The following is a 20,161-nucleotide window of genomic DNA, read 5'->3' as shown; positions in this document are numbered from 1 at the left end:
GAGATAACCTACCTTTCAATTGACGGTCTTGTTTTAGTTGTCACATTCCAGTTCATAAATCAAAAATGTGATGGTTTTATTGTATATGAAACCGCTTCAAAAATCAAGAAAAACTTGTCATCCAAATTTTTTTATGCTATTCTAGTGAGAATCAAGCTCTAATGGAGGGAAAAGTATGGAATCAATATTTGTTAAATTTTCCAAGTATCCAACTATAGAAACGAAGCGTTTATTGCTCCGACCTGTAACCTTGGATGATGCAGAAGCTATGTTTGAGTATGCTTCGGATAGAGAAAATACACGCTACACTTTTCCAACAAATCAATGCTTAGAAGAAACCAAGAATAACATCGCCCAGTTCTACTTGGCTAGTCCCTTGGGACGTTGGGGAATAGAACTAAAAAGCAATGGCAAGTTTATCGGTACCATTGACTTGCACAAGATTGACCCCATTCTCAAAAAAGCAGCTATTGGTTACATTATCAACCAAAAGTATTGGAACCAAGGATTGACGACAGAAGTCAATCGTGCTGTGATTGAGCTGGCTTTTGAGAAGATTGGAATGAATAAGTTGACCGCTCTTCACGACAAGGACAATCCCGCATCTGGAAGAGTCATGGAGAAATCAGGTATGCGTTTTTCACATGAAGAACTATATGCTTGTATGGACCAGCATGAAGAAGGCCGAATCGTTACAAGAGTTCATTATGTATTGACCAAGGAAGACTATTTTGCAAATAAATAAGCAGTTGAAAAGAAATTTTCGACTGTTTTTTTCTTTCTCTTACGAATAAGTTAAGAGAGGAGAAAAAATGGAAGTCATTATCGAGAAAATCAAAGAATATAAAATCATTGTCATCTGTGCTGGCTTGGGTTTAGCCTTAGGCGGATTTTTCCTGCTAAAGCCAACTTTACAAACACCTGTGAAAGAAACAAATTTGCAGGCTGAAGTTGCGGCCGTTTCAAAGGATTCATCGTCTGAAAAGGAAGTCAAGAAGGAAGAAAAGGAAGAGTCTCCTGAACAAGATCTAATCACAGTAGATGTCAAAGGTGCTGTCAAATCGCCAGGGATTTATGACTTGCCTCTTGGCAGTCGAGTTCACGATGCCGTTCAGAAGGCGGGTGGATTGACAGAAGAAGCAGACAGCAAGTCGCTCAATCTAGCTCAGAAAGTCAGTGACGAGGCTCTGGTCTATGTTCCAACTAAGGGAGAAGAAGCAGCTAGTCAGCAGGTTGCCTCTGGAACGACTCCTTCGACAAGTAAAGAAAAGAAGGTTAACCTCAACAAGGCTAGTCTGGAAGAACTAAAGCAGGTCAAAGGATTGGGAGGAAAAAGGGCTCAGGACATTATCGACCATCGTGAGGCAAATGGCAAATTCAAGTCGGTAGATGAGCTTAAGAAGGTTTCTGGGATTGGCGCAAAGACCATAGAAAAGTTAAAAGACTATGTTACAGTGGACTAAGAGTTTCCCTATCCCCCTAATCTATCTGAGCTTTCTATTACTCTGGCTTTACTATGCAATTTTAGGAGCGTCCTATCTCGCGCTGCTATGTTTTGTTTTTCTGCTCGTCTGTCTCTTTTTCCAATTTCCATGGAAATCGGCTGGTAAAGTTCTAGCGCTTTGTGGCTTCTTTGGCTTCTGGTTTTTGTTTCAAAACTGGCAACAGACACAAGCTAGTCAAAACTTAGTCGCTTATGTTGAAAAGGTGAGGATTTTACCAGATACCATCAAGGTCAATGGCGATAGTCTGTCCTTTCGGGGTAAGGCTGACGGCCACACTTTCCAAGTTTATTATAAACTTCAGTCCGAGAAGGAGAAAGAGCACTTTCAAGCCTTGACAGACCTTCATGAGATTGAACTAGAAGGAAAACTTTCCGAGCCAGAAGGTCAGAGGAATTTTGGTGGATTTAACTATCAATCCTACTTGAAGACTCAAGGAATTTACCAGACACTGACTATCAAGAGAATCCAGTCAGTTAAACAGGTTAGCAGTTGGGATATAGGAGAAAATCTGTCTAGTTTACGTCGAAAGGCTGTAGTTTGGATCAAGACGCACTTTCCAGATCCTATGCGCAATTATATGACGGGGCTCTTGCTGGGACATTTGGACACGGACTTCGAGGAGATGAATGAGCTTTATTCCAGTCTTGGAATTATTCATCTCTTTGCCTTGTCGGGTATGCAGGTGGGCTTCTTTATGGATGCCTTTAAGAAACTCCTCTTGCGATTGGGCTTAACTCAAGAAAAGTTGAAGTGGCTGACCTATCCTTTTTCCCTTATCTATGCAGGTCTGACAGGATTTTCAGCCTCGGTCATTCGCAGTCTCTTGCAAAAGTTACTGGCCCAACATGGTGTTAAGGGCTTGGAGAATTTTGCCTTGACGATCCTTGTCCTCTTTATCGTCATGCCCAACTTTTTCTTGACGACAGGAGGAGTCTTGTCCTGTGCCTACGCCTTTATCTTGACCATGACCAGTAAAGAAGGGGAGGGGCTCAAGGCTGTTGCTAGAGAAAGTCTGGTCATTTCCTTGGGAATATTGCCCATTCTATCCTTCTATTTTGCAGAATTTCAGCCTTGGTCTATCCTTTTGACCTTTGTCTTTTCCTTTCTTTTTGATTTGGTTTTCTTGCCACTTTTGTCCATCTTATTTATTCTGTCTTTTGTTTACCCAGTCACTCAGTTTAACATTGTCTTTGAGTGGTTGGAGAACATCATTCGCTTGGTATCGCAGCTGGCAAGCAGACCTCTGGTCTTTGGTCAACCCACCGCGTGGCTTTTGATTCTTCTTTTAGTTTCATTGGCCTTAGTCTATGATATGAGGAAAAACATCAAAAGAGTAGCTGGAGTCAGCTTATTGATTATAGGTCTCTTTTTCCTAACCAAACATCCGTTGGAAAATGAAATCACCATGCTGGATGTGGGGCAAGGTGAAAGTATTTTCCTACGGGATGTAACTGGTAAAACCATTCTCATAGATGTGGGAGGCAAGGCAGAGTCTAGTAAGAAAATAGAAAGATGGCAAGAAAAGGCAACGACTAGCAATGCCCAGCGCACCTTGATTCCCTATCTTAAAAGTCGAGGAGTAGCCAAGATTGACCAGCTGATTTTGACCAACACAGATAAAGAACATGTTGGAGATTTGCTGGAGGTGACCAAGGCTTTCCAAGTCGGAGAGATTTTAGTATCAAAAGGAAGTTTAGCACAGAAAGAATTTGTAGCAGAACTACAAGCGACTCAAATCAAGGTACGCAGTGTGACAATAGGGGAAAACTTGCCGATTTTTGGCAGTTACTTAGAAGTCCTATCTCCAAGGCAGATTGGAGATGGGGATCGTGATGGTTCCCTGGTTCTTTATGGAAAACTCTTGGATAAGCACTTTCTCTTCACAGGAAATTTGAAAGAGAAGGGAGAGAAGGACTTGCTGAAGCATTATCCTAACATAGATGTGGATGTCTTGAAAGCTGGCCAACATGGTGCTAAAACCTCATCAAATCCAGCTTTCCTAGAAAAACTCAACCCAGAGATTTCTCTCATCTCAGTTGGAAAAAACAATCGTGCGAAACTCCCCCCATCAGGAAACCTTGACACGACTGGAAAGTATCAAGAGTAAGATTTACCGAACTGACCAGCAAGGAGCTATACGGTTTAAGGGATGGAATAGTTGGCAAATCGAAAGCGTTCGTTAGGAAGAAAAATGTTATATATTATTAAAATAAATCCAAAAAACTATTGCATAACAGATAAAAAAATGATATAATTAAAGCGCTTTCGAAAGTAAATAAATTAGTGAGGTGAAAACCATGAAAAAATCAGCAAAAGTTGTTTTATTAGCTAGTTTGTTATCTATTGGTCTTTTTCAGTCTAGTGTATCTGCTAAGACCGTTCTTAAAAATTATCGGTATGATTGGAATATCTTCTATGAGTCTAAAATGAATTACCATGCATATAGATATAAGGTCATTCCGGAATGGTCTAGTTATTACAGCTATTCTGAGTATAAAGTTGGCGGAAGCTGGAACTACGCTCGTTATGAGGTCATAAACTTCTACAGCGGAGGTTATTAATCCTTAAAGAGTGAGAAAAAGGAGGGCTGGATATGTTAACTCTTACTCATGTTACCTTAAAAACGCGACAAGTCATCTTGCAAGATGCGGATTTCACCTTTAAAAAAGGTAGGATTTATGGCCTTCTTGCTATCAATGGCTCGGGAAAGACGACCCTGTTCCGAGCCATTAGCAAGCTGCTTCCCCTTAGTAGTGGACATATCGCAGCCTCTCCTTCTTTGTTTTATTATGAGAGCGTTGAATGGCTGGATGGAAACTTAAGTGGGATGGACTACCTTCGTCTCATAAAAAACATCTGGAAGTCAGACCTAAACTTGGAGGATGAAATCGCCTACTGGGAAATGTCTGACTATATCAGCCTTCCCATCCGCAAGTATTCCTTAGGGATGAAGCAACGCGTGGTGATTGCCATGTACTTCCTCAGTCAGGCGAAATGCTGGCTCATGGATGAGATAACAAATGGTTTAGACGAGTATTATCGACAGAAGTTTTTTGATAGACTAGCACAAATCGATAGACAAGAACAGCTGGTTCTTTTGAGTTCCCACTACAAAGAGGAGTTAGTGGAGATTTGCGATAGCATGGTAACCATTCATCAGGGGCAGATAGAAGAGGTTCTGTTATGAAAGATATTAGCCTATTTTTGTTAAAGAAAGTTTTCAAAAGTCGTTTAAACTGGATTATCTTACTTTTATTTGCATCTGTACTCGGTGTTACCTTTTATTTAAATAGTCAGACTGCAAACTCACACAGCTTGGAGAGCAGGTTGGAAACCCGTATTGCAGCCAACGAGAGAGCTATCAATGAAAATGAAGAGAAACTCTCCCAAATGTCTGACACCAGCTCGGAGGAATACCAGTTTGCTAAAAGTGATTTAGAATCGCAAAAAGATCTTTTGAAGCGAAAGACAGAAATTCTGACTTTACTAAAAGAAGGGCACTGGAAAGAAGCCTACTATTTGCAGTGGCAAGATGAAGAGAAGAATTATGAAGTTGTATCAAATAACCCGGCTTCTAGCTCTGACTTAAAAATGGGGGTTGACCGTGAACGGAAGATTTACCAAGCCCTGTATCCCTTAAACATAAAAGCACATACTTTGGAGTTTCCGACCCACGGGATTGATCAGATTGTCTGGATTTTAGAGGCTATCATCCCAACCTTGTTTGTGATTGCTATTATTTTTATGCTAACACAACTGTTTGCAGAAAGATATCAAAATAATCTCGATACAGCTCAGTTATATCCTTTTTCAAAAGTGACATTTGCCATGTCCTCTCTTGGAGTTGGGATGAGCTATGTAACCGTGCTGTTTATCGGAATCTGTGGCTTTTCTTTTCTAGCAGGAAGTCTGGTAAGTGGTTTTGGACAGTTAGATTATCCCTACCCAATCTATAGCTTAACGAATCAAGAGGTAACTATTGGAAAGATACAAGATGTGTTATTTCCTAGCTTGTTCTTAGCTTTCTTAGCTTTTATCGTCATTGTGGAAGTTGTGTATTTGATCGCTTACTTTTTCAAGCAAAAAATGCCTGTCCTCTTCCTTTCCCTCATTGGGATTGTTGGCTTATTGTTTGGTATCCAAACGATCCAGCCTCTTCAAAGGATTGCCCATCTGATTCCCTTTACTTACTTGCGTTCAGTAGAGATTTTATCTGGAAGATTGCCTAAGCGGATTGATAATGTCAATCTAAATTGGAGCATGGGGATGGTCTTACTTCCTTGCCTGATTATCCTTTTGTTAGTGGGGATTCTATTTATTGAAAGATGGGGAAGTTCACAGAAAAAAGAATTTTTTAATAGATCCTAGCTTTCCCATAGGGAAAATAAGTAAAAACTAACATAGAGAGGGAATCAACTCGATTCTCTCTTTTTGATGCGGACATCAAGAAGAAAACAGAAAGTTTTTTGAAAAAATGACTTTTTATCTTGACAAGGAATAGAAAACTTGGTATTATATAAAAGTTGAGAAAAGCAGAAGTGAGAGCTTCTCGCCTTGTGACATCAAGTTGCCTGGCCCTACGGATGAAAAGTTTCTAAGAAACGCTATCATAACGTGCGGGCTTGTATTATTACGAGTCCGCTCTTGTTTTTCTCTAATAAAACAAAAGAGGTGAAAACCATAGCAAAGCAAGACTTATTCATCAATGATGAAATTCGTGTACGTGAAGTTCGCTTGATCGGTCTTGAGGGAGAACAGCTAGGCATCAAGCCACTCAGCGAAGCGCAAGCATTGGCTGATAGTGCAAATGTTGACTTAGTATTGATTCAACCCCAAGCAAAACCGCCTGTTGCTAAAATTATGGACTACGGTAAGTTCAAATTTGAGTACCAGAAAAAGCAAAAAGAACAACGTAAAAAACAAAGTGTTGTTACTGTGAAAGAAGTTCGTCTGAGTCCAACTATTGACAAGGGTGACTTTGACACAAAACTTCGCAATGCACGTAAATTCCTTGAAAAAGGAAATAAAGTTAAGGTATCTATCCGCTTTAAGGGTCGTATGATTACCCATAAAGAGATTGGTGCAAAAGTTTTAGCCGAGTTTGCTGAAGCAACACAAGATATTGCAATCATCGAACAACGAGCTAAGATGGATGGACGCCAAATGTTCATGCAGTTGGCGCCAGCAACTGACAAAAAATAATTGTCAGAAAGTTAAATAAAGGAGAAAAAATCATGCCAAAACAAAAAACACACCGCGCATCAGCTAAACGTTTCAAACGTACAGGTTCTGGTGGACTTAAACGTTTCCGTGCTTACACTTCTCACCGTTTCCACGGAAAAACTAAGAAACAACGTCGTCATCTTCGTAAAGCATCTATGGTGCATTCAGGAGATTTCAAACGTATCAAAGCAATGCTTACTCGCTTGAAATAATAGCCTAACAGTAAGTAAACAATTCTAGGAAATATTTGGAGGAAATAAAACATGGCACGTGTTAAAGGTGGCGTTGTATCACGCAAACGTCGTAAACGTATTCTTAAATTAGCAAAAGGTTACTATGGAGCTAAACACATCTTGTTCCGTACAGCAAAAGAACAAGTAATGAACTCTTACTACTATGCATACCGTGACCGTCGTCAGAAAAAACGTGACTTCCGTAAATTGTGGATCACTCGTATCAATGCGGCAGCTCGTTTGAACGGACTTTCATACTCACAATTGATGCATGGTTTGAAATTGGCTGAAATCGAAGTTAACCGTAAAATGCTTGCTGACTTGGCTGTTAACGATGCAGCAGCTTTCACAGCTCTTGCAGATGCAGCTAAAGCAAAACTTGGTAAATAATTATTTTTAAGACTGGAACAGGATTGTCCCAGTCTTTTTAAAAAATAAAGGAGAAGAATATGGCTTCAAAAATGCTACACACTTGCTTGCGAGTAGAAAACCTTGAAAAATCAATCGCGTTTTATCAAGACGCTTTTGGTTTTAAAGAATTACGTCGCAAGGATTTTCCAGATTATGCCTTCACCATTGTCTATCTAGGACTTGACGGTGATGACTACGAGTTGGAATTGACCTATAACTATGACCACGGTCCTTACGTGGTAGGAGACGGCTTTGCTCATATCGCCCTCAGTACACCTGACCTTGAGGCACTTCATCAAGAACACAGCAACAAAGGCTATGAGGTTACAGAGCCAAAAGGCCTACCTGGAACCCCACCAAACTATTACTTTGTCAAGGATCCTGATGGCTACAAGGTCGAAGTCATTCGTGAAAAATAACCCAGTAAGGTCAAGTAGAATGTTCGTTTTCTACTTGACTTTTTTACTTTGAAAGAGTATACTAATACAAATTTAACCTTTAAGGGGAGTCCAGAGAGACTCACAAGGTGTCAGATAAAAGGGATAGGGGACTCTCTGTGGAGACTTTTTAAGTGTGCGCATGAGTTCTGTCCTATCTCGACTGAGACCTTGCTATTGCAAGGTCTTTTCTTTATCTGGTCCCCTTAAAATTTAAGGAGGAAAATCATGAATCCCACATGTAAAAAGCGTATGGGTGCGATTCGTTTGGAAACCATGAAAGTGGTTGCACAGGAGGAAATCGCGGCAGAAATCTTTGAATTAGTCCTAGAAGGGGAAATGGTTGAAGCTATGCGAGCAGGCCAATTTCTCCATCTGCGCGTGCCTGATGATGCCCATCTCTTGCGTCGTCCTATTTCAATTTCGTCTATTGACAAGGCTAAGAAGCAGTGTCGCCTTATTTATCGGATTGAAGGTGCTGGGACAGCTATTTTTTCAACCTTAAGTCAGGGTGATACTCTTGATGTGATGGGACCTCAGGGGAATGGTTTTGACTTGTCTGATCTGAACGACCAAAGCCAAGTTCTCCTCGTTGGTGGTGGGATTGGTGTTCCACCCTTGCTCGAAGTAGCCAAGGAATTGCATGCGCGGGGTGTGAAAGTAGTGACAGTCCTCGGTTTTGCCAACAAGGATGCTGTTATTCTAGAAAAAGAATTGTCTCAATATGGTCAGGTCTTTGTAACGACAGATGACGGTTCGTATGGCTTCAAGGGAAATGTATCTGTTGTCATCAATGATTTAGACAGTCAATTTGATGCTGTTTACTCATGTGGGGCTCCTGGAATGATGAAGTATATCAATCAAACCTTTTATGATCACCCAAGAGCCTATCTATCTCTAGAATCTCGTATGGCTTGTGGGATGGGGGCTTGCTATGCCTGCGTTCTAAAAGTGCCAGATAGTGAGACTGTCAGCCAACGTGTCTGTGAAGATGGCCCTGTTTTCCGCACAGGAACAGTTGTATTATAAGGAGAGGGTTATGACTAACAAACGTTTACAAGTTTCTCTGCCTGGGTTGGATTTGAAAAATCCTATCATACCAGCATCAGGCTGTTTTGGTTTTGGTCAAGAGTATGCCAAGTACTATGATTTAGACCTTTTAGGCTCTATTATGATCAAAGCGACGACACTTGAACCGCGTTTTGGTAATCCAACTCCTAGAGTAGCAGAGACACCTGCTGGTATGCTCAATGCAATCGGTCTGCAAAATCCTGGTTTAGAAGCTGTTTTAGCTGAAAAACTGCCTTGGCTGGAAAGAGAGTATCCTACACTTCCCATCATCGCCAATGTAGCAGGCTTTTCAAAACAAGAGTACGCTGCCGTTTCTCGAGGAATTTCCAAGGCAGCTAATGTAAAAGCGATCGAGCTCAACATCTCTTGTCCTAATGTGGATCACGGCAATCATGGACTTTTGATTGGGCAAGATCCTGATCTAGCTTATGAAGTGGTAAAAGCGGCTGTGGAAGCCTCTGATGTGCCAGTCTATGTCAAGTTAACCCCTAGCGTGACGGATATTGTCACCATCGCTAAAGCCGCAGAAGATGCAGGAGCAAGTGGCTTAACCATGATCAATACCCTTGTCGGTATGCGCTTTGACCTCAAAACTAGAAAACCAATCCTAGCCAATGGTACAGGTGGAATGTCAGGTCCAGCAGTTTTTCCGGTCGCCCTCAAACTCATTCGCCAAGTCGCCCAAACCACAGACCTTCCCATCATTGGAATGGGGGGAGTGGATTCTGCTGAAGCAGCGCTAGAAATGTATCTGGCTGGTGCCTCTGCAATCGGAGTTGGAACAGCAAACTTTACCAATCCTTACGCCTGTCCTGATATCATCGAAAATCTGCCAAAAGTCATGGACAAATATGGAATTAGCAGTTTAGAAGGCCTCCGTCGAGAAGTCAAAGCCATTCTAAGATAAGCTAGACCTTCCTTATCGTCAACAAGACATAGAATCTTCATCAATTTGTAATATTTCCGTTAGTTAACTATGTTACAATAGGGTTTATAAAATAGTAATAGTGTAGATCGTTTTCTACAGAGGAGAATAAAATGAAGAAGATACTACTTGCAAGTACTGTCGTTCTTTCTATGGCAGGATTTGCAAAGACATCTGTATATGCTGAAGAATCTCAGGTTACGAAAAAAACTCAGACCACAGATGTAGTTGAGAAAAAAGAAGAAGCTGTTCCCAAAAAAGAAATTCCTCAAGTGGAGCCCAAGAAAGAGCCGGTTGTAAAAGAGGAAAATTCTTCTAAAGATGACTCATCCAAAAAGGAAAAAAAAGAGGAAGTTATCAAGGAAGGTTGGCAGAAAGAACAAGGAAACTGGCGTTTTTATGAAAATAACCAACCTGTCGTAAACTGGAAAAAAATTAGTGGCACTTGGTATTACTTTGATAAAAATGGCATTATGCTCAGTAATACCATAGTTGATGATTACCTTGTCAAAGGTAATGGCGCAATGGCAGAAAACGCTTGGATGAAAATATCTGACAAGTGGTACTATGCAACAGCTTCAGGCAAGATTTCTCGCAATAAATGGGAAAAAGTTGAAGGTTCTTGGTATTACTTTGATAAAAACGGTATTATGCTCAGTAATACTATAGTTGATGGTTACCTTATCAAAAGTAATGGTGCTATGGTAGAAAATGATTGGGTGAAAATATCTGATAAGTGGTACTATGCAACAGCTTCAGGCAAGATTTCTCGCAACAAATGGGAGAAAATCAAAGGGATATGGTACTATTTTAATAGCGATGGTGTGATGGCAAGTAGCCAGTGGAAAAGTGACTACTATCTGAAAGATAGTGGCGCTATGGCGGAAAAAGAGTGGATTTTTGATAAATCCTACAATAGCTGGTTCTACTTGAAGTCAGGTGGGGCCTACGCTTCCCGTGAATGGATTGGTTCATACTACCTTAAATCCGGTGGCTATATGACCAAAAATGAATGGATTTTTGACAAAGATTACGATGCTTGGTACTATCTAAAAGATGATGGTCGATATGTAACAGGTACTTTTACGATCAAAGGTAAAGAGTATTCCTTCCAGAATAATGGGAAGTGGATCTCAGAGGCAAAATATTACAAAGTGAAACCGATTACTGCTTATGTTTATAGCGCTTCTGGTGAAAGATTGAGTTATGTATCCAAAGGAACTATCGTCTCACTTGGAGATGTCCAATCTAAAAAAGATAGTCAAATACCAGTCAATATTTCTGGTTTATCCGGCTTCATGAATAAAAGTGATTTAGTAGCTATTGATAAAGATAGTGAATTTGTCCCTCATTATACAAGTGATGGCAAGTATTTTTACCATGAGTTATCACCTTATGTAAGTCTCCGTGTTGCGCCACATAGCTCAGCTATGACTATTGGTAAGAAATATTATTCAACTGATGGAATTCATTTTGATGGCTTTACCATTGAAAACCCCTTTCTCTTTAGAAATTTGACTAAACCAAGTAATTACAGCGCAGCTGAATTGGATAAAGTTTATTCTTTGATGAATATTCGGGATAGTCGCCTCGCGGGTAAGGGTGCTATTTTTAAGGAAGCTGAGGAACGCTATGGTGTAAATGCCCTTTATCTGATGGCCCATAGTGCACTTGAGAGTGCTTGGGGACGGAGCCAGATTGCAAAGGATAAGAATAACTTCTTTGGAATTGCGGCTTATGATTCGAGCCCATATACCTCGGCCAAAAAATTTGATGATGTGGATAAGGGGATCCTCGGCGCAGCTAAGTGGATTCGTGAGAACTACATTGACCGTGGAAGAGACCACCTTGGAAACAAGGCTTCTGGTATGAATGTACGCTATGCTTCTGACCCATACTGGGGAGAGAAAATTGCCAGTATCATGATGACCATCAATAGCAAACTTGGTGGGAAAGACTAGGGAAGAACAAAATCGGGAACCATGATAGATTGGTTGTCGATTTTTTGTTATAATAAAAAAGTAGACAACAAAGGAGAACATCATGACATTTGAAGAAATCCTGCCTGGATTAAAGGCTAAGAAAAAATATGTACGAACTGGTTGGGGAGGGGCAGAAAACTATGTCCAACTTTTTGACACAATCGAGCAAAACGGGATTGCACTTGAAGTGACACCTTATTTCTTAATCAATGTGTCTGGAGAAGGGGAAGGTTTTTCCATGTGGAGCCCGACACCTTGTGATGTTTTGGCGACGGACTGGGTAGAAGTTTATGACTAGACGTGTATTGATTACGGGAGTGAGTTCAGGTATCGGACTTGCTCAAGCTCGACTCTTTTTAGAGAAGGGTTATCAAGTTTATGGAGTTGACCAAAGCGAGAATCCACTTTTACAGGGTGATTTCCACTTTTTACAAAGAGATTTAACTCTTGATTTAGAGCCAGTTTTTGACTGGTGCTCTTATGTGGATGTTTTGTGCAATACTGCTGGAGTATTGGATGATTACAAACCACTTTTGGAACAATCAGCCCAGGAAATTCAAGAGATTTTTGAAATCAACTACGTGACTCCAGTTGAGCTGACTCGACATTATTTGACACAAATGCTGGAAAGTAAAAAAGGTATCATCGTCAATATGTGTTCGATTGCTTCGAGCCTAGCAGGTGGCGGTGGTCATGCTTATACTTCCTCTAAGCATGCTTTGGCTGGATTTACAAAGCAGTTGGCTCTAGACTATGCTGAAGCTGGGATTCAGGTCTTTGGTATAGCTCCAGGTGCTGTCAAGACTGGTATGACTGCTACAGACTTTGAACCAGGTGGATTGGCGGACTGGGTAGCTAGTGAAACGCCTATCAAGCGCTGGATTGAGCCAGAGGAAGTAGCAGAGCTTAGTCTTTTCTTAGCAAGTGGAAATGCAAGCGCCATGCAAGGACAAATCTTGACAATAGATGGTGGCTGGTCTTTGAAGTAGGGGAATCTGATGGAAATCAAAAATCACTTTGGTGTTTATGGCGTTTGCTTTGAAAATGGGAAGTTACTCTGCATTGAGAAAACGAGAGGTCCATATCAACATCGCTTTGATTTACCTGGTGGTAGCCAGGAAGTAGGTGAAGGGCTGACAGAAACCCTCAAGAGAGAAGTTCTGGAAGAGACGGGATATAAGATTAATGGTTACGCAAATCCTAGGATTTATGATGTGCTGGTGCAAGAAGATGGGCAAGACTTTGCAGTACATCATATCATGGCCTTTTATGATATAGCACTTGATTTCGAACGTTATCAAAAATCACTTCCTCATGAAGTTCTTGATGGAAGTAATGATTCAGCAAATGCACTTTGGTTGAATTTGGAAGAAATTACTACAGAAAATGCTTCTCCTTTAGTGTTGCAGGTTAAGGCAGAGTTACTAGGATTTCCAGAATTAGATATGACAAGCTATAGAAATTGGAAGGTGAAGTAGGGGGATAATGGAACTATTTAAAACATGGAAGAAAAATATGGTTCTCTATGGTCTTAAATCCCAAATCGGAACTGTCTACCGAAACAGTGATAGGACAACAAGCTTTTATGATGTTGGGAATTTTCTATACCTAGCAGGGGAGTTGAATTCCAGATTTTGGGAAGATTTTGTTAGGAAATACGGTTTAGATTATAAGATTATTATTTCAGAAAATACCAATTGGCAAGATTTTCTGCATCGGAAAGTGGGGCTAAATTCTTTTACTCGCTATTCTTTTAAAGATAAGGCAAGTTTTCAAGTTGAATTTCTAAATGATCTAGTTACGCATTTAGAGGAGGGGTACAATATTGTGCCTATTGATAATCATATTTATAACTGCTTTTCTGAGGAAGAATGGTCACAAGATTTACAGGGGGATTTTGAGTCCTATCAGGATTTTGCTTTAAAAGGTGGATTTGGCTTTGTGATTCTTAAAAATAATGAACTGATTGCTGGGATTTCCTCAGGGTTAGTTTACCGTGGAGCAGTTGAAGTGGAAGTTGCAACTAGACCAAACGAACAAGGAAATGGATTTGCTAAAAAGCTTGGTGCTGCAATGATTCTAGAGAGTTTAAATAGAGATATGTTTCCACTTTGGGATGCTCATAACGAGGCTTCCAAAAAAGTAGCAGAATTTTTAGGATATGAGTTAGTTGAACCTTATGAAGCTTTTGAACTAGATGAAAGTGTCATATAATGATATCTGATATTGTATATTTTAAGACGAGGTGAATGGACATGCAAAACCAGCTGGCTCTTAGTGGCGAGAAAATCGCTGAAAAAGTTTACCCACAACTATTGCATCATATTGGTATGATTCGTGGGGAATACTTGTTGAGAGAGCTCAATCAAAACATACTATTACCAAGTTGTCAGCAATTTGTAAAAGATTATCTAGATACTATCTGCTCCTTGTACTCAGATGAAGAAGTCTGGTATCGCTTTTCGGAATTAACGAATATAGAAGCTAATTATCTTGAGGGAACTGAAGAGCATTTTGATGAAAATCATCCCTTGTTTGGATATAGAGGGACTAGGCGTTTATTGGCGTGTCCGAATGAATTTCAGGCTGAGGCACATGTCGTTACAGAATTTTATCAAACCAATCCCAATCTGTCTGTTATTTTTCCTTTTATCAATGATGCTGAGCAGTTAAAGCAAGCTATTACAGTATTACGTCAGCATGGTTTTACTGGAAAAGTCGGCACAATGATTGAATTACCGTCAGCTTATTTTGACTTAGACAGAATAATAGAAACGGGTATTTCAAAGATTATAGTTGGAATGAATGATTTGACTTCTTTTGTTTTTGCGACTGTGAGAAACAGTCAATGGCATGATATGGAAAGTCCAATAATGTTAGATATGCTAAGACAGATGCAGGATAAAGCAATGATAAAAAAGATTGACTTTGCTGTAGCAGGCTATCTGAATGATTCTTTCATACAAAAAATAAATCAGATGGGTATCAAGTGTATTATCCACTACAGTTCTATTCCAGAGATTTTTAATTTAGAGATTGACCTTCCAGACCACCTCAAACGTGTAAAAGAAGTAAGTAAAAAATTACAAAGGAGTGACCTATGACACCGCAAGAAATGTGGAATGACTACAAGAAAATCAACCCCTCTATCGGAGATGAGATAGATGCCTGGGCTTTTGGAGTGGAAGCCGATCTCTTGGCAGACTTGGTTTTAAAAGGCGAAAAGACAGCAACCGCCTCAGCCTACGACCTCTACGCAGTAGAGGACGAACCCCTTCCGCAAGAAGGAACTTTTGATATCATTTTAGATAGCCAAGATCGAGCTGTCTGCATTGTCAAAATTACAAAGGTTTCTGTCGAATCCTTTAATCAAGTTTCTGCTGAACATGCCTTTAAGGAAGGGGAAGGTGACAAATCCCTAGCCTATTGGCGTCAGGTTCATGAGGACTGTTTCGCCGAGTGGCTGAGAGAGGCAGGACTAACTTTTACACCTGACAGCAAGGTTGTATTAGAAGAATTTCGTAAAGTCTACCCTCTATAGACCGCTAGGAGGAAGAAAGTTTTGGAAATCACCGTCCAATCCTTTTTTCTTAAGCAAAACATGATATAATAAGTTTGTTTGAATAAGAGTAAAACTCTTAAACTTAGAATAGGAGAAAACTATGCAAGCAGTTGAACATTTTATTACGCAATTTGTTCCTGAACACTATGATTTATTTTTAGACTTGAGTCGTGAGACCAAGACCTTTTCTGGGAAGGTGACCATCACTGGTCAAGCGAAAAGTGACCGTATTTCCCTTCACCAAAAAGACTTGGAAATCGCTTCTGTAGAAGTTGCGGGTCAAGCTCGCCCATTTACAGTTGATCATGAAAATGAAGCCCTGCATATCGAATTAGCTGAGGCTGGTCAAGTTGAATTGGTTATCGCATTTTCAGGAAAAATCACAGACAACATGACAGGGATTTACCCTTCTTATTACACAGTTGATGGTGTCAAGAAGGAGGTCTTGTCTACCCAGTTCGAGAGTCATTTCGCGCGCGAAGCCTTCCCATGTGTGGATGAGCCTGAAGCAAAAGCAACTTTTGACCTTTCTCTACGTTTTGACCAAGCAGAAGGTGAATTGGCCTTGTCAAACATGCCTGAGATCGATGTTGAAAACCGCAAAGAAACGGGTATCTGGAAGTTTGAAACGACACCTCGTATGTCTTCCTACTTGTTAGCCTTTGTTGCAGGTGATTTGCAAGGTGTAACCGCTAAAACTAAAAATGGTACCCTCGTAGGTGTCTACTCAACGAAAGCTCACCCACTATCTAACCTTGATTTCTCTTTGGATATCGCAGTTCGCTCGATTGAGTTCTACGAAGATTACTACGGAGTTAAATATCCAATTCCTCAATCTCTCCATATCGCCCTTCCTGACTTCTCAGCAGGTGCTATGGAAAACTGGGGTCTGGTAACTTATCGTGAAGTTTACTTGGTTGTGGATGAGAACTCTACCTTTGCCAGTCGTCAACAGGTAGCCCTTGTCATCGCCCACGAGCTTGCTCACCAATGGTTTGGAAACCTCGTGACTATGAAATGGTGGGATGACCTTTGGCTCAATGAAAGCTTCGCTAACATGATGGAATATGTCTGTGTGGATGCCATCGAGCCAACTTGGAATATCTTTGAAGACTTCCAAACAGGTGGTGTTCCAGCTGCGCTTAAACGCGATGCGACTGATGGTGTACAGTCTGTTCACGTCGAAGTCAAACACCCAGACGAAATCAATACCCTCTTTGACGGAGCTATCGTCTATGCCAAAGGAAGCCGTCTCATGCACATGCTTCGTCGTTGGCTAGGTGATGCTGATTTCGCTAAAGGTTTGCATACCTACTTCGAAAAACACCAGTACAGCAACACCATCGGTCGTGACCTTTGGAATGCTCTCGGACAGGCATCAGGGCGTGATGTTGCAGCCTTCATGGATTCTTGGTTGGAGCAACCTGGTTATCCAGTTCTCACTGTCAAAGTTGAAAATGATGTCTTGAAGATTTCACAAAAACAATTCTTTATCGGTGAGCATGAAGACAAGAACCGTCTCTGGGTGGTGCCACTGAATAGCAACTGGAAAGGCTTGCCAGATACACTTGAAACTGAAAGTATCGAAATCCCTGGCTACGCCGCTCTTCTTGCTGAAAATGAAGGAGCTCTTCGTCTCAACACTGAAAATACTGCCCACTATATTACCGACTATCAAGGAGACTTGTTAGAAGCTGTTCTTGCTGAGCTAGAGACACTTGATAACACAAGCAAACTGCAAATTGTTCAAGAACGTCGTTTGCTTGCTGAAGCAGGGCACATTTCTTACGCTGACTTGCTCCCAGTCCTTGATAAACTTGCTAAGGAAGAGTCTTACCTTGTAGTTTCAGCTGTTTCTCAAGTGATTTCTGCCCTTGAGCGCTTTATTGATGAAGGAACAGAAACTGAGAAAGCTTTTAATACTCTCGTTGCTAAATTGGCTCGTCACAACTATGACCGTCTTGGTTTTGAAGCCAAAGATGGAGAATCAGATGAGGATGAATTGGTTCGTCAGTTGGCTGTTTCTATGATGATTCGCTCTAATGATGCAGAAGCTAGTCAAGTCGCTAGCCAAATCTTTGCAGCTCATAAGGAGAATCTTGCAGGCCTTCCAGCAGCAATTCGTGCTCAAGTTCTCATCAATGAAATCAAACACCATGAGACCAAGGATTTGGTCGCAACTTATCTGGGCCTATATACTAATGCGACGGATGCTGTCTTTAAACGCCAGTTGGCAGGAGCTCTTGCATACAGTACAGATGCCGACAATATCCAAACCCTGATTGGCTCATGGAAAGATAAATTTGTAGTGAAACCACAAGACCTTTCTTCATGGTACCTCCAATTCCTCGGACACCAAGCTACCCAAGAAACTGTTTGGGTATGGGCGCGTGAAAATTGGGATTGGATCAAGGCAGCTCTCGGTGGCGACATGAGTTTTGATAGCTTTGTCATCTTCCCATCACACATCTTTAAAACTGAGCAACGCTTGGCAGAGTACAAGGCCTTCTTTGAACCACAACTCTCTGACCTTGCTCTTAGCCGTAATATCAAGATGGGAATCAAGGATATTGCAGCGCGTGTTGACTTGATTAAGCGTGAGAAAGCGGCAGTAGAAGCTATTGTAGCCCAATATGCTAAAGCTTAATTCGTTCGAAATGTAAATAAAAACTCAACTTTCTATCTGAAAACAAGAGAGAGTTGAGTTTTTTTTAAGGCAATTTTGGTATAATAATCATAACAAGGAGGAGTTTCTGATGATAAAAATCTTATTAGTAGAAGATGACCTGGGTCTGTCAAACTCAGTATTTGACTTTTTGGATGATTTTGCAGATGTCATGCAGGTTTTTGATGGAGAAGAAGGTCTCTACGAAGCTGAAAGTGGCGTCTATGACTTGATTTTGCTTGATCTGATGTTGCCGGAAAAAAATGGCTTCCAAGTCTTGAAAGAGTTGCGCGAAAAAGGAATTACGACACCAGTCCTTATCATGACTGCTAAGGAAAGTTTGGATGACAAGGGACATGGTTTTGAGTTGGGTGCGGATGACTACCTCACCAAACCTTTCTACCTAGAAGAACTCAAAATGCGGATTCAAGCCCTTCTCAAACGTTCAGGCAAGTTTAACGAAAACACCTTGACCTATGGGGATATTGTCGTCAACCTTTCAACGAATGAAGTGAAAGTGGAAGACACGCCTGTGGAACTACTCGGAAAAGAGTTTGAGTTATTGGTTTATTTCCTTCAAAATCAAAATGTTATTCTTCCTAAGACGCAAATTTTTGACCGTCTATGGGGATTTGATAGCGATACGACGATTTCTGTTGTAGAAGTCTATGTCTCAAAAGTTCGTAAGAAATTGAAGGGAACAGCTTTTGCTGAAAACCTTCAAACCTTGCGTAGTGTCGGGTATATTTTAAAAGATGTTCAATAAACTAAAAAAAACATGGTATGCGGATGATTTCAGCTATTTCATTCGAAACTTTGGAGTGTTCACCCTGATCTTCTCTGCTATGACCTTGATTATCATTCAGGTCATGCACTCGAGTCTCTACACTTCTGTAGATGAAAAACTCCAAGCCCTTAGTAGTAGTCCCCAAGCGGTTATCCAGTTAGCCCTGAATAGGGCAACTGAAGAGGTCAAGGACATCCAACCCGCAACTGCGGATGCCAGCAAGGCTGAAATCAAGCCCAATGTTAGCTCCAATACAGAAGTTTTGCTTTTTGACAAGGATTTTAACCAACTCTTACTGGGCAATCGCTTTTTAGGCTTGGACAAGATCAAGTTGGACAAGAAAGAATTGAATCATATTCGCCAAATCCAAGTTTTCAATAGCTATGGTCAGGAAGAAACCTACCGAATGATCTTGATGGAAACAAATTCGTCCACTGTTTCAAGCAACGTCAAATATGCGGCGGTCTTGATCAATACCAGCCAGCTTGAGCAAATCAGCCAAAACCACGAGCATTTAATTGTTGTAGTCATGGCCAGTTTCTGGCTCCTGTCTTTAATTGCCAGTGTTTATCTGGCACGTGTCAGTGTCAAACCTTTACTGGAAAGTATGCAAAAGCAGAAGTCCTTTGTTGAAAATGCGAGCCACGAACTGAGAACTCCTTTGGCCGTTTTACAAAATCGTTTAGAGACTCTCTTTCGAAAACCAGAAGCGACGATCATGGAATCCAGCGAAAGTATCGCTTCGAGTCTTGAAGAAGTTCGCAACATGCGCTTCCTCACGACCAATCTTCTCAACCTTGCACGTCGAGATGATGGAATCAAACCAGAAATAGCAGAAGTTTCTCCACAATTCTTTAAAACAACCTTTGCTAACTATGAGTTGATTGCTTCTGAGAATGATCGTATTTTTGAGTATGAAAATCGGATTTATCGTCCCTTCATGACCGATCAGTTGCTTCTAAAACAGCTCATGACCATCTTATTTGACAATGCCATCAAGTATACCGAAGAAGATGGGAAAATTGAGTTTGTAGTTCATGCTACAGATCGCCACCTCTATCTTACAGTAACGGATAACGGAATTGGAATCTCAGCTGCCGACAAGAAGAAAATCTTTGACCGATTTTACCGTGTGGACAAGGCGAGAACCCGACAGAAAGGCGGTTTCGGTCTGGGACTATCTTTGGCTAAGCAGATCGTAGATGCCTTACGAGGAACGATTAGCGTAAAAGATAACAAACCTAGAGGAACGATTTTTGAAGTTAAGATTGCCATCCAATCTCCTCCAAAACGAAAGAATAAATAAAAAAGACAGTTTTATAACTGTCTTTTTAGATAACTAGAAAAGAGGTTGGTAGTA

At 40.8% G+C, this 20,161-nt stretch carries 21 protein-coding genes, 1 pseudogene and 1 other annotated feature; all 22 genes and pseudogenes read left to right on the top strand.

Annotated elements, in window-relative coordinates; all coding sequences use genetic code 11:
- Nucleotides 1-175: 175 nt before the first annotated feature.
- The 22 genes and pseudogenes from D8802_RS05590 to D8802_RS05485 all read left to right on the top strand — a co-directional run bounded on the left by D8802_RS05590 (nucleotide 176) and on the right by D8802_RS05485 (nucleotide 20,107).
- On the top strand, nucleotides 176-745 hold the full coding sequence (locus D8802_RS05590; protein ID WP_125395100.1) for a GNAT family N-acetyltransferase: 570 nt from the start codon (nucleotides 176-178) through the stop codon (nucleotides 743-745).
- A 67-nt stretch (nucleotides 746-812) separates the two neighbouring features.
- Nucleotides 813-1,463, top strand: coding sequence for a helix-hairpin-helix domain-containing protein (locus D8802_RS05585; protein ID WP_125395099.1), 651 nt, complete (start codon nucleotides 813-815; stop codon nucleotides 1,461-1,463).
- Nucleotides 1,447-3,688 (top strand): annotated as a pseudogene (locus D8802_RS05580) (DNA internalization-related competence protein ComEC/Rec2). Before D8802_RS05585 ends, D8802_RS05580 begins: the two are co-directional and overlap by 17 nt.
- A 114-nt stretch (nucleotides 3,689-3,802) precedes the next feature.
- Nucleotides 3,803-4,066, top strand: coding sequence for a hypothetical protein (locus D8802_RS05575; protein ID WP_125395098.1), 264 nt, complete (start codon nucleotides 3,803-3,805; stop codon nucleotides 4,064-4,066).
- Nucleotides 4,067-4,098: 32 nt separating this feature from the next.
- Nucleotides 4,099-4,692, top strand: a complete 594-nt coding sequence (locus D8802_RS05570; RefSeq protein ID WP_125395097.1) for an ATP-binding cassette domain-containing protein — start codon at nucleotides 4,099-4,101, stop codon at nucleotides 4,690-4,692.
- On the top strand, nucleotides 4,689-5,873 hold the full coding sequence (locus D8802_RS05565) for a hypothetical protein (protein ID WP_125395096.1): 1,185 nt from the start codon (nucleotides 4,689-4,691) through the stop codon (nucleotides 5,871-5,873). The genes D8802_RS05570 and D8802_RS05565 overlap by 4 nt, the downstream gene beginning before the upstream one ends.
- 156 nt (nucleotides 5,874-6,029) lie before the next feature.
- Nucleotides 6,030-6,161 (top strand) — a sequence feature (ribosomal protein L20 leader region).
- A gap of 15 nt (nucleotides 6,162-6,176) precedes the next feature.
- The gene (gene infC / locus D8802_RS05560) at nucleotides 6,177-6,707 is read left to right on the top strand and encodes a translation initiation factor IF-3 (RefSeq protein WP_000848184.1); all 531 of its coding nucleotides are present in this window, start codon (nucleotides 6,177-6,179) and stop codon (nucleotides 6,705-6,707) included.
- 32 nt (nucleotides 6,708-6,739) lie between these two features.
- A complete protein-coding gene (gene rpmI / locus D8802_RS05555) occupies nucleotides 6,740-6,940 on the top strand; it encodes a 50S ribosomal protein L35 (RefSeq protein WP_001125942.1) in 201 nt (66 codons plus the stop codon).
- Nucleotides 6,941-6,991: 51 nt separating this feature from the next.
- A complete protein-coding gene (gene rplT / locus D8802_RS05550; protein ID WP_000124830.1) occupies nucleotides 6,992-7,351 on the top strand; it encodes a 50S ribosomal protein L20 in 360 nt (119 codons plus the stop codon).
- 59 nt (nucleotides 7,352-7,410) lie between these two features.
- Nucleotides 7,411-7,791 carry a lactoylglutathione lyase gene (gene gloA, locus D8802_RS05545; protein ID WP_125395095.1) on the top strand — a complete coding sequence of 127 codons (381 nt, stop codon included), beginning with the start codon at nucleotides 7,411-7,413 and terminating at the stop codon, nucleotides 7,789-7,791.
- 246 nt (nucleotides 7,792-8,037) lie between these two features.
- The gene (locus D8802_RS05540) at nucleotides 8,038-8,838 is read left to right on the top strand and encodes a dihydroorotate dehydrogenase electron transfer subunit (RefSeq protein WP_125395094.1); all 801 of its coding nucleotides are present in this window, start codon (nucleotides 8,038-8,040) and stop codon (nucleotides 8,836-8,838) included.
- Complete coding sequence (locus D8802_RS05535) at nucleotides 8,801-9,787, top strand: dihydroorotate dehydrogenase (protein WP_185758204.1); 987 nt, start codon at nucleotides 8,801-8,803, stop codon at nucleotides 9,785-9,787. The genes D8802_RS05540 and D8802_RS05535 overlap by 38 nt, the downstream gene beginning before the upstream one ends.
- Nucleotides 9,788-9,918: 131 nt before the next feature.
- Entirely contained in the window at nucleotides 9,919-11,766 is a 1,848-nt protein-coding gene (locus D8802_RS05530; RefSeq protein WP_125395092.1) for a glucosaminidase domain-containing protein, read from the top strand.
- 82 nt (nucleotides 11,767-11,848) lie between these two features.
- The gene (locus D8802_RS05525) at nucleotides 11,849-12,085 is read left to right on the top strand and encodes a DUF2829 domain-containing protein (protein ID WP_125395091.1); all 237 of its coding nucleotides are present in this window, start codon (nucleotides 11,849-11,851) and stop codon (nucleotides 12,083-12,085) included.
- The gene (locus D8802_RS05520) at nucleotides 12,078-12,776 is read left to right on the top strand and encodes a 3-oxoacyl-ACP reductase (RefSeq protein ID WP_125395090.1); all 699 of its coding nucleotides are present in this window, start codon (nucleotides 12,078-12,080) and stop codon (nucleotides 12,774-12,776) included. Before D8802_RS05525 ends, D8802_RS05520 begins: the two co-directional genes overlap by 8 nt.
- A gap of 9 nt (nucleotides 12,777-12,785) precedes the next feature.
- Nucleotides 12,786-13,265, top strand: a complete 480-nt coding sequence (locus D8802_RS05515; RefSeq protein WP_125395089.1) for an NUDIX hydrolase — start codon at nucleotides 12,786-12,788, stop codon at nucleotides 13,263-13,265.
- A gap of 7 nt (nucleotides 13,266-13,272) precedes the next feature.
- Nucleotides 13,273-14,001 carry a GNAT family N-acetyltransferase gene (locus D8802_RS05510; RefSeq protein WP_125395088.1) on the top strand — a complete coding sequence of 243 codons (729 nt, stop codon included), beginning with the start codon at nucleotides 13,273-13,275 and terminating at the stop codon, nucleotides 13,999-14,001.
- Between the two features lie 41 nt (nucleotides 14,002-14,042).
- Nucleotides 14,043-14,891, top strand: a complete 849-nt coding sequence (locus D8802_RS05505) for a putative PEP-binding protein (protein WP_125395110.1) — start codon at nucleotides 14,043-14,045, stop codon at nucleotides 14,889-14,891.
- Complete coding sequence (locus tag D8802_RS05500) at nucleotides 14,888-15,328, top strand: ASCH domain-containing protein (RefSeq protein ID WP_125395087.1); 441 nt, start codon at nucleotides 14,888-14,890, stop codon at nucleotides 15,326-15,328. The genes D8802_RS05505 and D8802_RS05500 overlap by 4 nt, the downstream gene beginning before the upstream one ends.
- A gap of 121 nt (nucleotides 15,329-15,449) precedes the next feature.
- Nucleotides 15,450-17,996: a M1 family metallopeptidase gene (locus D8802_RS05495; RefSeq protein WP_125395086.1), complete on the top strand. Its 2,547-nt coding sequence runs from the start codon at nucleotides 15,450-15,452 to the stop codon at nucleotides 17,994-17,996.
- Between the two features lie 109 nt (nucleotides 17,997-18,105).
- Nucleotides 18,106-18,780, top strand: coding sequence for a two-component system response regulator CiaR (ciaR, locus tag D8802_RS05490; protein ID WP_000590630.1), 675 nt, complete (start codon nucleotides 18,106-18,108; stop codon nucleotides 18,778-18,780).
- Nucleotides 18,770-20,107 carry a sensor histidine kinase gene (locus D8802_RS05485; protein WP_125395085.1) on the top strand — a complete coding sequence of 446 codons (1,338 nt, stop codon included), beginning with the start codon at nucleotides 18,770-18,772 and terminating at the stop codon, nucleotides 20,105-20,107. The genes ciaR and D8802_RS05485 overlap by 11 nt, the downstream gene beginning before the upstream one ends.
- Nucleotides 20,108-20,161: the final 54 nt, after the last annotated feature.

This window comes from Streptococcus oralis (assembly GCF_003943395.1).
In the GTDB taxonomy this organism is placed as follows: Bacteria; Bacillota; Bacilli; order Lactobacillales; family Streptococcaceae; genus Streptococcus; species Streptococcus oralis_BF.
The sequence above is the reverse complement of the archived record's forward strand: the minus strand, read 5'-3'. Positions and strand labels throughout refer to the sequence as shown.

Bases quoted from the DNA above. Each gene is read 5' to 3' on its own strand.
- D8802_RS05590 (WP_125395100.1), top strand. From the start codon at position 176: ATGGAATCAATATTTGTTAAATTTTCCAAGTATCCAACTATAGAAACG.
- D8802_RS05585 (WP_125395099.1), top strand. From the start codon at position 813: ATGGAAGTCATTATCGAGAAAATCAAAGAATATAAAATCATTGTCATC.
- D8802_RS05575 (WP_125395098.1), top strand. From the start codon at position 3,803: ATGAAAAAATCAGCAAAAGTTGTTTTATTAGCTAGTTTGTTATCTATT.
- D8802_RS05570 (WP_125395097.1), top strand. From the start codon at position 4,099: ATGTTAACTCTTACTCATGTTACCTTAAAAACGCGACAAGTCATCTTG.
- D8802_RS05565 (WP_125395096.1), top strand. From the start codon at position 4,689: ATGAAAGATATTAGCCTATTTTTGTTAAAGAAAGTTTTCAAAAGTCGT.
- rpmI (WP_001125942.1), top strand. From the start codon at position 6,740: ATGCCAAAACAAAAAACACACCGCGCATCAGCTAAACGTTTCAAACGT.
- rplT (WP_000124830.1), top strand. From the start codon at position 6,992: ATGGCACGTGTTAAAGGTGGCGTTGTATCACGCAAACGTCGTAAACGT.
- gloA (WP_125395095.1), top strand. From the start codon at position 7,411: ATGGCTTCAAAAATGCTACACACTTGCTTGCGAGTAGAAAACCTTGAA.
- D8802_RS05540 (WP_125395094.1), top strand. From the start codon at position 8,038: ATGAATCCCACATGTAAAAAGCGTATGGGTGCGATTCGTTTGGAAACC.
- D8802_RS05535 (WP_185758204.1), top strand. From the start codon at position 8,801: ATGGCCCTGTTTTCCGCACAGGAACAGTTGTATTATAAGGAGAGGGTT.
- D8802_RS05530 (WP_125395092.1), top strand. From the start codon at position 9,919: ATGAAGAAGATACTACTTGCAAGTACTGTCGTTCTTTCTATGGCAGGA.
- D8802_RS05525 (WP_125395091.1), top strand. From the start codon at position 11,849: ATGACATTTGAAGAAATCCTGCCTGGATTAAAGGCTAAGAAAAAATAT.
- D8802_RS05520 (WP_125395090.1), top strand. From the start codon at position 12,078: ATGACTAGACGTGTATTGATTACGGGAGTGAGTTCAGGTATCGGACTT.
- D8802_RS05515 (WP_125395089.1), top strand. From the start codon at position 12,786: ATGGAAATCAAAAATCACTTTGGTGTTTATGGCGTTTGCTTTGAAAAT.
- D8802_RS05510 (WP_125395088.1), top strand. From the start codon at position 13,273: ATGGAACTATTTAAAACATGGAAGAAAAATATGGTTCTCTATGGTCTT.
- D8802_RS05505 (WP_125395110.1), top strand. From the start codon at position 14,043: ATGCAAAACCAGCTGGCTCTTAGTGGCGAGAAAATCGCTGAAAAAGTT.
- D8802_RS05500 (WP_125395087.1), top strand. From the start codon at position 14,888: ATGACACCGCAAGAAATGTGGAATGACTACAAGAAAATCAACCCCTCT.
- D8802_RS05495 (WP_125395086.1), top strand. From the start codon at position 15,450: ATGCAAGCAGTTGAACATTTTATTACGCAATTTGTTCCTGAACACTAT.
- ciaR (WP_000590630.1), top strand. From the start codon at position 18,106: ATGATAAAAATCTTATTAGTAGAAGATGACCTGGGTCTGTCAAACTCA.
- D8802_RS05485 (WP_125395085.1), top strand. From the start codon at position 18,770: ATGTTCAATAAACTAAAAAAAACATGGTATGCGGATGATTTCAGCTAT.